10 protein-coding genes are annotated in these 13,877 nt (G+C 62.1%); 5 read left to right on the top strand and 5 right to left on the bottom strand.

The features are described 5' to 3' along the window. Positions 1–18 precede the first annotated feature (18 nt). Both ACMGGW_RS14700 and ACMGGW_RS14705 read right to left on the bottom strand, forming a co-directional pair. Entirely contained in the window at positions 19–963 is a 945-nt protein-coding gene (locus ACMGGW_RS14700; protein ID WP_197832540.1) for an NAD-dependent epimerase/dehydratase family protein, read from the bottom strand. Between the two features lie 67 nt (positions 964–1,030). Beyond that, a complete protein-coding gene (locus tag ACMGGW_RS14705; protein ID WP_025303474.1) occupies positions 1,031–1,861 on the bottom strand; it encodes an alpha/beta fold hydrolase in 831 nt (276 codons plus the stop codon). A 204-nt stretch (positions 1,862–2,065) separates the two neighbouring features. Here ACMGGW_RS14705 and ACMGGW_RS14710 point away from each other — a divergent pair, with 204 nt between their 5' ends. The 5 genes from ACMGGW_RS14710 (at position 2,066) to ACMGGW_RS14730 (ending at position 10,589) form a co-directional block, all read left to right on the top strand. Continuing rightward, a complete protein-coding gene (locus ACMGGW_RS14710) occupies positions 2,066–3,490 on the top strand; it encodes a coniferyl aldehyde dehydrogenase (protein ID WP_239536978.1) in 1,425 nt (474 codons plus the stop codon). 259 nt (positions 3,491–3,749) lie between these two features. Then, a complete protein-coding gene (gene katG, locus ACMGGW_RS14715; protein ID WP_049203308.1) occupies positions 3,750–5,945 on the top strand; it encodes a catalase/peroxidase HPI in 2,196 nt (731 codons plus the stop codon). A gap of 630 nt (positions 5,946–6,575) precedes the next feature. Further along, positions 6,576–7,373 (top strand): glyoxalase, encoded by a 798-nt coding sequence (locus ACMGGW_RS14720; RefSeq protein WP_197832539.1) that lies wholly within the window; start codon positions 6,576–6,578, stop codon positions 7,371–7,373. 41 nt (positions 7,374–7,414) lie between these two features. Beyond that, positions 7,415–8,704 carry an alginate export family protein gene (locus ACMGGW_RS14725; protein WP_089181108.1) on the top strand — a complete coding sequence of 430 codons (1,290 nt, stop codon included), beginning with the start codon at positions 7,415–7,417 and terminating at the stop codon, positions 8,702–8,704. Positions 8,705–9,206: 502 nt separating this feature from the next. Next, positions 9,207–10,589, top strand: a complete 1,383-nt coding sequence (locus tag ACMGGW_RS14730; protein ID WP_151429222.1) for a serralysin family metalloprotease — start codon at positions 9,207–9,209, stop codon at positions 10,587–10,589. A 107-nt stretch (positions 10,590–10,696) separates the two neighbouring features. Here the strand turns inward: ACMGGW_RS14730 and ACMGGW_RS14735 are convergent, their stop codons facing one another. From ACMGGW_RS14735 to ACMGGW_RS14745, 3 genes are all read right to left on the bottom strand, one after another. Beyond that, complete coding sequence (locus ACMGGW_RS14735; protein WP_043143113.1) at positions 10,697–11,749, bottom strand: NAD(P)H-dependent flavin oxidoreductase; 1,053 nt, start codon at positions 11,747–11,749, stop codon at positions 10,697–10,699. A 96-nt stretch (positions 11,750–11,845) separates the two neighbouring features. Continuing rightward, positions 11,846–13,456 (bottom strand): MFS transporter, encoded by a 1,611-nt coding sequence (locus tag ACMGGW_RS14740; protein WP_197832537.1) that lies wholly within the window; start codon positions 13,454–13,456, stop codon positions 11,846–11,848. After that, positions 13,449–13,874 carry a DoxX family protein gene (locus tag ACMGGW_RS14745; RefSeq protein ID WP_043143109.1) on the bottom strand — a complete coding sequence of 142 codons (426 nt, stop codon included), beginning with the start codon at positions 13,872–13,874 and terminating at the stop codon, positions 13,449–13,451. The genes ACMGGW_RS14740 and ACMGGW_RS14745 overlap by 8 nt, the downstream gene beginning before the upstream one ends. Between the last annotated feature and the right edge of the window lie 3 nt (positions 13,875–13,877).

The raw sequence follows: 13,877 nt of genomic DNA on the forward strand, positions 1-13,877 counted from the left end.
CCTGGCGCGGCGGGCATCTTAACGCGGCGCTTGCGCGTTCTTCCACTCCCGCCAAATCGTTTCCAGCCCGGCGCGATACGTCGTGACGGCGAAGTCGGGAAAGCGCTGCTTGAACTTGGTCGAGTCGAACAGGTTGTCGTACTCGTAGCGCGGCAGCAGCTCGCGCATCTCACGCGCCCCGGACGAAACCAGCCCTGCGGCGATCAACGCCCATTTGCCGATGACGGAATATGAAATGTCCTTCCCAAACACCTCGCAGGCCAAGGCGGCGAACTGCGCATAGGTGAGCCGTTCGTCGCAGCACGGGAGATGCCACGTCTGGCCGAACGCGTCGGGCGTATTGCCGAGCCGGGCTAACCCGCGGCTGGCGTCGGGCGTCCAGATCAGCGTGCGCAGCCTGTCGTCGCGAACCGGCACGCGCGGTTTTTCCCCCGCTTTCAGCCTGTCGACGATCAGCGCATTGGTGAAGCTCTGCGTTTTTCCCGGCCCATAAAACTCGGGCGCACGGCCGATCAGCACGGGGATCTGCTTGCGCTCCATCTCGTTGAGCACCTTCTCGGTCATCAGGGCACGCACCCGTCCCTTGCGCCCCCGAGGCGCGAACGGCGTCGATTCCGTCTGCAGTTCGCCGTTCTGCGGATACATGTAAGTATTGTCGAAATAGACGAAGGGCACGCCTGCGGTACGGCTGGCGTCCAGCGCATTCTGCAGCATGGTCGGAAATTGCCGCTCCCACAGCGCCGAATCCGGCGGCAGGCCGGCGGCGAAATACACCACGTCGCTGCTCTTCACCGCCGCCAGGGTCTGCTGTGCATCGAGCAGGTCGGCCGCGACCAGCGTATCGCTGTCGTTGACCTTCCTCGGGTTGCGGCTGACCAATCTTAAATCATCGGTGTACGCGCGCTTCAGTTCACGCGCCAGCTCTTGGGCGATCTGGCCACTGGCGCCCAGGATCGTTTGCATTGGCGTTCCTCATCGCAATCAAAAAAACTCCGCCCACTCAGGGCGGAGCAAAAGTGCTTGTTCGCGCTTAACTGTTCACGAACGCCAGCAGATCGGCGTTGACCTGATCGGCATGGGTGGTCGGGATGCCGTGCGGCGCGCCCTTATAGGTATGGAGCGTGCCGTTTTGCACCAGCTTGGCCGAGAGCACGCCGGAATCCTGATAAGGCACCACCTGGTCGTCATCGCCGTGGATCACCAGCACCGGAATGGCAATCTTCTTGAGATCTTCGGTGAAATCGGTCTGCGAGAAGGCGACGATGCCGTCATAGTGCGCCTTGGCGCCCCCCATCATGCCCTGCCGCCACCAGTTCCAGATAATGGCCTCCGACGGTTTGGCACCCGGGCGGTTATAGCCATAGAACGGGCCTGCGGGCACGTCGTAATAGAACTGCGCCCGGTTGGCGGCCAGCTGCGCCTGGAAATCATCGAATACCGATTTTGGGGTGCCCTGCGGATTGGCGTCGGTTTTCACCATCAGCGGCGGCACCGCGCTGATCAGCACCGCTTTGGACACCTTGTCCTCGCCGTGGCGCACGATATAGCGCACCACCTCGCCACCGCCGGTCGAGTGGCCTACGTGCATGGCGCCCTGCACGCCCAGGTGTTTTACCACCGCGGCGACGTCATCGGCGTAATGATCCATGTCGTGCCCTTCCCACACCTGGCTGGAGCGGCCGTGGCCGCGGCGATCGTGCGCAACCACGCGGAACCCTTTGTTCACGAAGAACAGCATCTGGGCATCCCAGTCATCGCTGGACAGCGGCCAACCGTGGTGGAAGTAGATAACCTTGCCGTTTTTTGGGCCCCAATCCTTGTAGAAAATCTCGACGCCATCGCTGGTCGTTACATAACCCATGTCGTTTCTCCCATTTACACTATGGTTAAAAAAGAAGGTTTATACTGCGCGCGGCGCCGGGATCTCTGGCTCCCTCATCCCGGTTGGCCGACGATCTTGCGTTGATCGTTTAACGAGTATAGGTTTAAAGTTCACTTTAAGGTCAATAGTGGCCCGGCAAGCGGTATTTCCCTCAGTAACGCGATCGGCATCAGGAGTATTCAAGTGCAAGGAGATGACACCGCCACGACGATGGAGCCGTGGCTTGCCGCCCAGCGCCACGCCTTCCTGCGCGACGGCGCGCCGACGATGCAACAGCGCAAGGCCGCCCTGCGCCGCTTGCGAAGCGCCATTCTGGCCCAGCGCGCCGCGCTGGCGGCGGCCGTCAGCGCGGACTTCGGCCACCGTTCGCCTTACGAAACCGACATTCTGGAGATTCTGGTTACCGTTCAGGCGATCGATTACCTGCTGCGCAACCTGAAACGCTTCATGAAGCCGGAGCGCCGCCACGTCGCCCTGCCGTATCAGGCCGCACGCGCCTATGTGCAATATCAGCCCAAGGGCGTGATTGGCATCATGGCGCCGTGGAACTATCCCTTCTCGTTGACCTTCATCCCGCTGGCCACCGCGCTGGCCGCCGGCAACCGCGTGATGCTGAAACCTTCGGAGCTCACGCCACATACCAGCCGCCTCATCGAAACGATGCTGGCGGCGCTGTTTCCTGTCGATGAGGTCGCCGTCGTGACCGGCGGGCCGGACGTCGGGGCCAGATTCAGCGAGCTGGCGTTCGACCATCTGGTGTTCACCGGCAGCACGGCGATCGGCCGTCAGGTCATGCAGGCGGCCGGCAAACATCTGGTGCCGTTAACGCTTGAACTGGGCGGCAAAAGCCCCGCCGTCATGGCGCGCGGCGCGGTTAATGCCAGAAACGTCAAGAGCGTGGCGTTCGGCAAGCTGTCAAACGCGGGCCAAACCTGTATCGCGCCCGATTACCTGCTGGTTCATCAGGACGATCTGGCAAGCTTCATGGCGCTCTATGACGCGGCGGTTAAAAGCTTTTATCCCGACGGGCCAACCGGCGACGACTACGGCGCCATCATCAACGACAGGCACTACCACCGCTTGCAAGCGCTGCTTGCCGACGCACAGGAGCGCGGCGCGCAAATCCATCCGGTCGGCCACCGCCCGGACTCGGCGTCTGAACGGCCGAACACGCTGGCCCCTACGCTTATCGTCGGCGCCCCCGACGACAGCCGGATCATGCAAGAGGAGATCTTCGGGCCGCTGCTGCCGGTGTGCACCTACGCCGCCTTTGATGAAACGATCGACGTTATCAACGCCGGGCCGCGCCCGCTTGCGCTCTACTACTTCGGTCCGCCGGGCGAGGATCGGGACCGGCTGCTGGCGCGCACCACCTCCGGCAACGTCAGCGTTAACGCCACCCTACTGCATTTCGCCCAGGACGATCTGCCGTTCGGCGGCATCGGCCCCAGCGGCATGGGGGCCTGTCACGGCATCGAAGGATTTCGGGCGCTGAGCCACGCCAAAGGCGTCTTTATCCAGAGCCGCTGGCGTTTTACCGACCTCCTGCGCGCGCCGTTCGGCAAGCTGGCGGACGCGGTGCTCAAGGTTATGCTGCGGCGCCGATAACACGGCGTGTTGACTATCAATAGCACACCCATAAATCGCCGCAAGCTATCACAATATTCACTCATTCCTATTTTATCTCTCCGCCACCGCTGACTAAGCTTAGCCATGAGTCGCCTTTTGCCCGTTAGCGGCCGGGGCGATGCGAATCCATTGAGTTCAGTTATTTAGCGCAACACCCGACGCAAGCCTTACCCGCATGCCTTGTTAACCGCTCCACGCCCGGCGGCTGGAGCACCTTTATGGAAGCAGAGAGCGCATTATGACAACTGAAAGCAAATGCCCGTTTTCGGGCGGCAAGCAGCCCGCACCGCAGAACGGCCCCACCAATCAGGATTGGTGGCCTAATCAGCTCAGCCTGAAACCGCTGCACCAACATTCCCCCCTGTCCGATCCGATGGATAAAGACTTCAACTACGCCGATGCCTTCAACAGTCTCGATCTGGCGGCGGTCAAACAGGATCTGCACGCCCTGATGACCGACTCGCAGGAATGGTGGCCGGCAGACTTCGGCCACTACGGCGGCCTGTTCATCCGCATGGCCTGGCACAGCGCCGGCACCTATCGCATCGGCGACGGCCGCGGCGGCGCGGGCGAAGGCCAGCAGCGCTTCGCCCCGCTCAACAGCTGGCCGGACAACGTCAGCCTCGACAAGGCGCGCCGCCTGCTGTGGCCAATCAAACAGAAATACGGCCGCAACCTCTCCTGGGCAGACCTGATTATCTTGACCGGCAACGTGGCGCTGGAATCGATGGGCTTCAAAACCTTCGGCTATGCCGGCGGCCGCGCCGACACCTGGGAGCCGGACGACGTCTACTGGGGTTCTGAGAAGATCTGGCTGGAGCTGAGCGGCGGGCCAAACAGCCGTTACTCGGGAGACCGCGATCTGGAGGACCCGCTGGCGGCAGTGCAGATGGGCCTGATCTACGTCAACCCGGAAGGCCCGGACGGCAATCCCGATCCGGTGGCCGCCGCACGCGACATCCGTGAAACCTTCGCCCGCATGGCGATGAACGACGAAGAAACCGTGGCGCTGATCGCCGGCGGCCACACCTTCGGCAAGACCCACGGCGCCGGCCCGGCGTCTAACGTCGGCGCCGATCCGGAAGCCGCCGGGCTGGAGTCGCAGGGCCTCGGCTGGCACAGCACCTTCGGCACCGGCGTTGGCAAAGACGCCATCACCAGCGGCCTGGAAGTCACCTGGACCACTACCCCGACCCAGTGGAACCACGACTTCTTCCGCCACCTGTTCGAATACGAATGGGAGCTGACCCAAAGCCCGGCCGGCGCGCACCAGTGGGTGGCGAAAGACATCGGCGAAACCATTCCCGACGCCTTCGATCCCAACAAGAAACGCCGCCCGACCATGCTGACCACCGACCTGTCGCTGCGCTTCGATCCGGCCTACGAGAAGATTTCGCGCCGTTTCTATGAGCATCCGGAAGAGTTGGCCGACGCCTTCGCCCGCGCCTGGTTCAAGCTGACCCACCGCGATATGGGGCCGCGCGCGCGCTACCTCGGCCCGGAAGTGCCGCAGGAAGAGCTGATTTGGCAGGATCCGATCCCGGCGGTCGATCATCCGCTGATCGACGAGCAGGACATCGCCGCGCTGAAAAACGCCGTGCTGGCTTCCGGCCTGCCGGTGTCGGTGCTGGTCTCCACCGCCTGGGCTTCCGCTTCCAGCTTCCGCGGTTCCGACAAACGCGGCGGCGCCAACGGCGCGCGCATTCGCCTGGCGCCGCAAAAGGACTGGGCGGTCAACCAACCTGCGCAGCTCGCCGCGACGCTGGCCAAGCTGGAGAGCATCCAACGCGCCTTCAACGACGCGCAGACCGGCGGCAAGCGCGTCTCGCTGGCGGATCTGATCGTGCTGGCCGGCGCGGCGGGCGTGGAACAGGCGGCGAAGAACGCCGGTTTCACCCTGACGGTGCCGTTCGCCCCGGGCCGCATGGACGCCTCGCAGGAACAGACCGACGTGGACTCCTTCGAGGCGATGGAGCCGCTCGCCGACGGATTCCGCAACTTCCTGAAGGGTAAATACCGCGTGCCGGCCGAAACGCTGCTGGTCGACAAGGCGCAGCTGCTGACCCTGACCGCGCCGGAAATGACGGTGCTGGTCGGCGGGCTGCGCGTGCTCGGCGCCAACGTTGGCGGCACGCAGCACGGCGTGTTCACCCAGCGGCCGCAGGCGCTGACCAACGACTTCTTCGTCAACCTGCTCGACATGGGCACCACCTGGCACCCGATCGGTGAAGACGGCCTGTTCGAAGGCCGCGATCGCCGCAGCGGCGCGGTCAAGTGGACCGGCACCCGCGTCGATCTGGTGTTCGGTTCGCACGCGCAGCTGCGGGCGCTGGCCGAAGTCTACGGCAGCGCCGACGCGCAGGAGAAGTTCGCCCACGACTTCGTCGCCGCCTGGAACAAAGTGATGAACCTCGATCGTTTCGATCTGGCGTAACGTCCCCCCAACGGCCTGCTTTGGCAGGCCGTTTTTTCCCCTGAGATCAGCACCACCTCTGCTCCACGTCAGCCCTGTCAGGCGCCGCGATATTCTCTTTCCCCGCTTATTCGTATTTACTCAACAAGTCATATAAAAATTTGATGGGCGGCAATTCTTTTAATGCTGTATTTATATTTAGACGGCAATGAAGACCGTAAACTCAGCTGGCTCATGCGATATATCCCATCTAGGAGAACACCGTTATGGATTATCCTCGATTCACCTCAACACGCGGCGAAGCGGGCCTCATGACCACCGCCATTCCTTAGCGATAGCGGGCTGAGCCGGCAAAGGCGCCCCACCGTTCCACGCCCATAAAAAGAGATATTTTGCACCTGCGCGATATTCGCTTAGGCGCCAGAACATCGCCCTTATTTAATGTTTCACGACGCACATTGCGTTTTTCGTTTTTATTTTTCAGCCGACGGGAAAGCTCATAGGGAATTACGCTTCACTCAGGAAAATAACCGCTACCTGGAGGTCATCATGCAACATATTATCGGCATTTCTTCTCGTCGGCTGAGGATATCGGCCCTTGCGCTACTGCTCCCTGCCGTATCATGGGCGGCCGATACGGCGCCTCTTGCCGTGGGGCCGCAATATGACACCACCCATGTCTACGTCGAACGCGGCAAGATGGACGCCTTTGTCGACAGCATCCTGAAAACCTTCGGCGGCACCAGTACCGAACGCGTGCTGGTCAACGTCACGCCCACCCCCAGCGAAACTTACTCCCAGCTGATACTGACGCCGGCCGGCAGCTTCTCGGTGTTCGATTTCAAAACGCCGATCCCGTACCCGTTCGGCGCCGAGCGCAACGGTTTTCTGGTCAGGGATATGGACGCCGCCATCCGGCAAGCCAGGGACGCCGGCGCCGATGTGCAGGTTGCGCCTTTCGACGATCCGATCGGCCGCGACGCGGTGATCCAGTGGCCCGGCGGCGTCAACATGCAGCTCTATTGGCACACCAAGGCGCCTGACTACAAGCCGCTGCTGAGCGTGCCGGAAAACCGCCTGTATCTCTCCGCCTACCGCGTCGACGATTTCCTGAAAAGCTACCAGGCGTTCTCACACGGCAAGGTCGTGAGCGACGAACAGGTCAGCGACACGGCGATCGGCCGTAACGGCAACGGCAAGATCCGCCAGATCGAACTGGACTCCCGCTTCGGCAAAACGCGCATTTTCGTCACCGACGGACATCTGCCTTATCCGTTCGGCCATGAGCGCACCGGCTATGGCGTCGACGATCTGTCGGCCACGCTGGCCAAAGCGACGGCCAGCGGCGCGCAGGTGCTGTGGCATTCGACGGCGGCGGAACGCCGCGCCTCGGCGCTGGTGCGTTTCCCCGGCGGCTATATCGCCGAAATTCACCAGACGGCTAAATAAACCCAAGGCGCGCTGCGGCGCGCTTTTTTCTTCGGATATTCATGATGAAACGCACGCTACCCGCACTGTTGCTGTTCTCCACGCTCCCCGCGCTGGCGGCGGAGCCCGCCGCTTCCCCCTGGAAAAACATCCCGTTGGGCGATGCGGCCACGTTGTCTTTCGACGGTTCACTGCGCGAGCGCTATGAATGGACGGATCAGCGGGATCTGAACGGCGGACGCGACGACACTTTCATGCAGCGCTTGCTGGTTGGCGCGCGCCTCGACTACGGCGACTATTTCGGCGCCTATGTGCAGGTGGGATCGTCGCTGGCCACCCCGCGCGACCGCGGGCGCAAGCCGACTGACGAAGATCATGCCTACCTCGGCCAGGGCTATGTGGACTTAAAACTGCCCACCGCCTACGGCCTCGGCACCCTGCGGATCGGCCGCCAGGAGATTGCGCTGGGCTCGCTGCACCTGCTGGGCACCCGCGACGGCCCCAACGTGCGCCGTTCCTTCGATGCTATCCGCGCCAGCTGGGCCAAGGATAAAAACCGCCTCGACGCCTTTATCGGCCATCCCGTCACCCTCAAAACCGGCAGTTTCGACGACGATACTGACAACAGCCAAAAGGTCTGGGGGCTGTACGGCACCACGCCGCTGGCAGCGCTGGCCTCCTCGCTCGATCTCTACACCTTCGGCTTTGAGGATAACGACGTCCACTACGCGCAGCTCAGCGGGCAAGAGCGGCGCTATACCGTCGGCGCGCGCATTTTCGGCGCGGCACAGGGGTTCGACTGGGATAATGAAGCCGCCTGGCAGTTCGGCAGCGCAGAACAGCGTGACATCCGCGCCTGGTCGGCGTCGGCGCACGCCGGCTATACGGTCAACGACTGGCGCTGGCAACCGCGCTTCGGCGGCAAGATTGGCATCGCCAGCGGCGATAAAAACGGTCACGATGGGCAGCTCAACACCTTTAACGCCATGTACCCCAAGCTGCCCTACCTGACCGAGAACGGGCTGGTGGCGCCGGCTAACCTGATCGCCATCCATCCTTCGGTCACGATTATGCCGTGGCAAACCCTGGCCATCGACTTCAGCTGGGACGCGTTGTGGCGGCAACGCCGCGAGGATGCCTTCTACCTCGGGCCAATGCGCCCGGTGAAGGGCAGCGCGCAGGGCTCGCGCTTTATCGGCAACCAGTATCAGGTTGAAACGACCTGGACACCGCGCAGCGATCTTCAGTTCAAGGTGGCCTATGTCTACTTCGACGTCAGCAACAGCCTGCAGCAACATGCCGGGCTGAAAAACATGAACTTCGTGCTGGCGCAGGGCACCTACAGTTTTTAAGTATCAGGTAAGTTAATCGGTGTACGCGGACGCCCTTAATAATCCCGTACTCAATTAATGCCGAGCGCCGGCGAGTAGCCGCCCATATGCATTGCGGCAATGGCGGCTACTCGCCGCCATTCACAGATAAAAGCTAAATAAAAGCAAAAAGATAAATCAATCACGTAAACTCCGCGAGCCAATTACAGTGTAATATTAAATAAACATTTAATTCCACCTGGTTATTTAAGCACGCCTTTTACGCATATCTTATGTAAAAGATTCATATAAGAATAACTCATTAATGAAATAATTGTGTTTATACTGCTTTAACTCAATCACAGTGCACAATTAATTCCTCACCGTGATTAATGATAAGGATATATTCCGCTTGAACGCAATATTCAAGCCAGACCAAGGAGGCAAACCAATGATATCACATTAATTACCCCTGATTTTCAAACCTGTGTACGAGCATATAGAGCGTTAGCTGCAATATTGTCAACGTCCAAAGGAGTTTGATATGTCATTAGCGACCGATAAGATTTCCGATTATTTAACCCGTTATGAAAGAGGCGATCACGCGGGGAGCAGTAAACCGTCATATACCACGCAAGAGGTTTCAGATCTGCTGCTGAGGAGCCATTATTCCGCCAATGGCAAAGGCGTGACCGACCATGCGGCTACCTTGACCTACTCTTTCCCCGTCTATACCGACAGCGACAAGACGGGCGCCGCGCAGCTTACCGCCGCCCAGCAAGCCCAAACCAAGCTTTCATTGCAATCCTGGTCGGATGTGGCCAACATCACGTTCACCGAGGTTAAAGGCAACGACGCGAAAAATGCAGATATAAAGTTTGGTTTTTATAAGGCGGCCAGCGGGGGCAATTACACCTCGTATGAAAGTACGCAGAGCAATCTCAAAAGCACCATTTGGATCAGCGGCAATAACGGCTACGACGCCTCCAATCCGCAAACCAATAACTACGCCAGGGATACGCTGACTCATGAAATAGGGCATGCGTTGGGGCTTTCTCATCCCGGCAATTATGATGCGTCAAATGCCACCTACCCCACCTACGCCAACTCGGCGAAGTATTATGAAGACGACCATCAATATTCTTTGATGAGCTATTTTAACGAACAATACACCAGCGCTGACTATAAAGGCGTTTGGCCATCAGGGCCGCAGCTGGATGATATTACCGCCATACAGAAGCTTTACGGCGCGAATACCACCACGCGCACCGGCGATACCACCTATGGTTTCAACTCGAATACGGACAGAGACTTTCTGAGCGTTAAGGCGTCCACGGACAAAATCGTGGCGGCTATCTGGGATGCCGGCGGCAATGACACGCTGGATTTTTCAGGCTACAGCCAGGATCAGCGCATCAACATTAACGAAGGCGCATTCTCTGATGTGGGCGGCTTGAAGGCAAATATCGCCATCGCCTACGGCGCGCAGATTGAAAATATCATCGGCGGCAGCGGCGCAGACATTTTAGTGGGCAACGCGCTGAACAATACGCTAAAAGGCGGTGCAGGCAACGACATCATTTACGGTGCCGGCGGCGCCGATCAGCTCTGGGGCAATGCAGGCGCGGACACCTTCGTCTTCCGCGAAGCCGGCGACAGCCAAGCCGCCGCGCCGGATTGGATCCGCGATTTCCAGACGGCGGTGGATAAAATCGATCTGTCGTGGCTCAACCAGACGGCTAAGGCCGACGGGAGCGAGCTGCACTTCGTGGATAGTTTAAGCGGCTCGTTGTATGAAGCGGCGCTGAATTATGACGCGCAGCAGAATGTCACCGATCTGGCCATCAATCTCTCCGGCAATCACCTGCCTGATTTCCTGGTTAAAATCGTTGGGCATGTCGACGCTTCCGCCGATATTCTCGTCTAGCCAAGGCAAACCCGCAGTCCGGCCTTTACGCCGGACTGTTCATCTCTTCTCAGGCCTCACCCCGGCGTCTTTTTACATTGCCATAGCAATAAATCGCGCAGACGAGCTCACACCGCTTCCAGCTCCGCCGCCAGGGTGGCGACCAGCTCCGCCGCCGGCATCGGCCGCGCCAGGCCCACGCCTTGCCCGGCCCACAGCGACATAAACTCCGCGCGCCCGGCCTTGGCCGCCGCCTGGCGGATATCGCCGGTGAGCGCGTTCTGCACCGGATAAGGCAGGATCTGCGCCTCTTCCGCGCGCATCTGCCGCATAAAATCATTGACGATGCCGCGCGCCGGGCGGCCGCTGAAGGCCCGCGTCAGGCGCGTGCTGTCATCGCCGGCGTTGCTCAGCGCCGCCCGCCAGGCTTCGGCGATGCCCGACTCCGGGCTGCACAGGAACGCGGTGCCCAGCTGCGCCGCCTGCGCGCCCAGCAATTGCGCCGCTGCGATGCCGCGCCCGTTCATGATGCCGCCTGCGGCGATCGCTGGGATCTTCACCGCCGCCACCACCTGCGGCAGCAGAGCCATCAGGCCGACGCAGGATTGCTCAATGTCGCCGAGGAAGGTCGGGCGGTGGCCGCCCGCCTCCGAGCCCGAGACGCAAACGAAGTCGGCGCCCGCCTCTTCCCAGGCGCGGGCTTCCGCCACCGTGGTGGCGGTGCCGATCACCCGCGAGCCGGCCTTCTTGAACTGCGTGACCGTGGCGCGCGGCAGCACGCCGAAGGTGAAGCTGGCCACCGGCGGCGCCGCCTCCAGCAAGGCCGCGATCTGGTCGCGGTTGTTTTCGGCGAATTGGGTGGGGATCGGCGGCTCGCTCAGCCCCAGCGCTTCGCGGAACGGCCGCAGCAGGTGCTGGGCGCGCTTGAGCTCGGCGAGATCCGGGTGCTGCTCATCGAGCAGAAACAGATTGATGTTGAACGGCGCGGCGGTCTGCGCGCGGATCTGCTGCACGCGCTCGAGGATCACCGCCGGTGAAAACAGCGCCGCCGCGCACGAGCCCAGCGCACCGGCGTTGCTCACCGCCACCGCCAACGCCGGCGGCGACGCGCCGTTCATCGGCCCCTGAACGATCGGATAGCGCAGCCCAAGCTCGCGGGCAAAAGCAGAAGGTGCCGTCATCAATGTGTCTCCCTGTGCTGACTACATTCGTCTTACGGCGGCCGCGCCGCCGAACCGACCAAAAGCATAGCACCTTCTCGCCGCCTGGCCGTGCAGTTAATGCTTCACCTGATGCCGGTCGAGCGACAGGAAGTGATGCACCACCGGTTTCTCAGAGCCAATGTGGAAGCGCAGCGCCTCCTGCTGCAGATCGGCGTCGGCGTGCGACACCCGCTGATGCTGCCGCAGGTGCTCCGCCCAGGATTCCACCAGGAACCACTCCATGATGCATTCCGGATCGCCGGTGTGCTCGGTGATGCCCCAGGCGTAAGCGCCATCGCGGCGACGCGCGCGCTCCAGCATCAGCAGCGTGCGCAAGAACTGCGGCCGATCCTGTTCGCGGATGCGGTACTCCACCTGAATCATCACCGGGCCGCGATCGTTTTCAACCGGCGTGTTGACCAACGGCTCCGGCCAATGGTTCGACGGCTGCAGATCGGCTTCACCGGTCGGCAGACGCAGGCGGTGGAACAGCAGCCCCGCCGCCAACAGGCCGACGCCGCCGACCAGCAGCGTGGCGGCCACGCCCAGCTCCTGCGCCACCAGCCCCCACAACAGGCTACCCGCCGCCATCGCGCCGTTGAACACCATCAGATAGATGGCCAGGCCGCGGCCGCGCACCCAGTTAGGCAGCACGCCCTGCGCCGCGCCGTTGAGCGTGGTCAGCGCAATGATCCAGCCGGCGCCCAGCACCAACAGCAGCACCACCGCCAGCCACTGCGGCGGCGCCAGCGACAGGGCCGCCATTACCGCCGCCGTCAGCACCGCCGCCAGCAACACCAGCCCGTCGGCATTCAGCCGCTGGCGCAGGCGCGGCAGCACAATAGCCCCGAGGATCGCCCCGGCGCCCACCGCCCCCAGCAGAACGCCGTAAAAACCGGCGCTGCCGCCCAGCATGCGGCGCGCCACCAGCGGCAACAGCGCCCAGACCGAGCTGGAGAAGGCGAAGAACACCGCCGCCCGCAGCAGCACCACGTGCAGCTCGCGGCTGGAACGGGCATAGCGCAGCCCGGCGCGGAAGGCGCCGAAGAAGTGTTCCGACAGGCCGCTGTCCTCAACCTTCGGCCGCTTCCACCACAGCAGCGCCGCGATCACCAGCACATAGCTCATCACGTCCGCGCCGTAGGCCGCGCCGGCGCCGAAGCTGGCCAGCAGCAAACCGCCGGCCGCCGGGCCGATGGAGCGGGCGATGTTGATGCCCAGCGAGTTCAGCGCCACGGCGTTTTTCAGCTCGGCGCGCGGCACCAGCTCCGGCACGATCGCCTGCCAGGTCGGCCCCATCAGCGCCGCGCCGATACCGCCGACGAAGGTCAGCGCCAGCAGGTATTCCACCGTCAGCGCGCCGGTCTGCGACAGCAGCAACAGGCTGCCGCTGACGCAGGCCAGCAGAATTTGCACGAAGATCAGAAAGCGCCGCCGATCGAGGATGTCCGACAATACCCCGGCCGGGATCGCCAGCAGGAACACCGGTAGCGTAGCGGCGGTCTGCATCAGCGCCACCGCCGAAGGGTTGCTCGACAGGTCGGTGATCAGCCACGAGCTGGCGACGTCGCGCATAAAGCTGCCGACGTTGCCGAGCACCGTGGCGCCCCACAGCACCGCAAATAATGGGATTTTCAGCGGCGCGAAGCCGCCCGCCGCCGCCTTGTTTTCCGTCTGTTCAGCCATCCGTTCGCTCCTTCAAATCGTTAAATGCCACCAGCAACAGCGCGCCGGCCAGCCCGAGGTGTTCAAAAAATCCGTTCATCATCTGGCCGCGCTCCGCCCCGTCGAACTGCCAGAACGGATTGGCCATCAGCGTCGCCATCAGGGTAAAACCGGCCAGCGCCAACGCGCCGAGCCAGCGATAAAAGCCGCTCAGGATCAGCGCCGACGCGGCCAGTTCGAGCAGCGTCACCAGCACGGCGAACAGCGCCGCCGGCTGCAGGCCGAAGTGGGTCATTTCGGCGATGGCGCCCTCAACGTTCAACGCCTTGACCAATCCGCCCTGAATATAGGCGGTACAAATCGCGAGCAGCAGCAGCCAGCGCACCGCGGGCGCATGCAGCCGCTGTACGCAGCGGGCGGCGATAGCAGTCAGGTTCATCGC

This window comes from Serratia sp. BNK-4 (assembly GCF_048685115.1).
Classification (GTDB): Bacteria; Pseudomonadota; Gammaproteobacteria; order Enterobacterales; family Enterobacteriaceae; genus Serratia; species Serratia bockelmannii.

What these genes read in the sequence shown, in the direction of transcription:
- ACMGGW_RS14745 (WP_043143109.1), bottom strand. Translation starts at nt 13,874, where the DNA reads ATGAACCTGACTGCTATCGCCGCCCGCTGCGTACAGCGGCTGCATGCG.
- ACMGGW_RS14740 (WP_197832537.1), bottom strand. Translation starts at nt 13,456, where the DNA reads ATGGCTGAACAGACGGAAAACAAGGCGGCGGCGGGCGGCTTCGCGCCG.
- ACMGGW_RS14730 (WP_151429222.1), top strand. Translation starts at nt 9,207, where the DNA reads ATGTCATTAGCGACCGATAAGATTTCCGATTATTTAACCCGTTATGAA.
- ACMGGW_RS14700 (WP_197832540.1), bottom strand. Translation starts at nt 963, where the DNA reads ATGCAAACGATCCTGGGCGCCAGTGGCCAGATCGCCCAAGAGCTGGCG.
- ACMGGW_RS14725 (WP_089181108.1), top strand. Translation starts at nt 7,415, where the DNA reads ATGATGAAACGCACGCTACCCGCACTGTTGCTGTTCTCCACGCTCCCC.
- ACMGGW_RS14735 (WP_043143113.1), bottom strand. Translation starts at nt 11,749, where the DNA reads ATGACGGCACCTTCTGCTTTTGCCCGCGAGCTTGGGCTGCGCTATCCG.
- ACMGGW_RS14705 (WP_025303474.1), bottom strand. Translation starts at nt 1,861, where the DNA reads ATGGGTTATGTAACGACCAGCGATGGCGTCGAGATTTTCTACAAGGAT.
- katG (WP_049203308.1), top strand. Translation starts at nt 3,750, where the DNA reads ATGACAACTGAAAGCAAATGCCCGTTTTCGGGCGGCAAGCAGCCCGCA.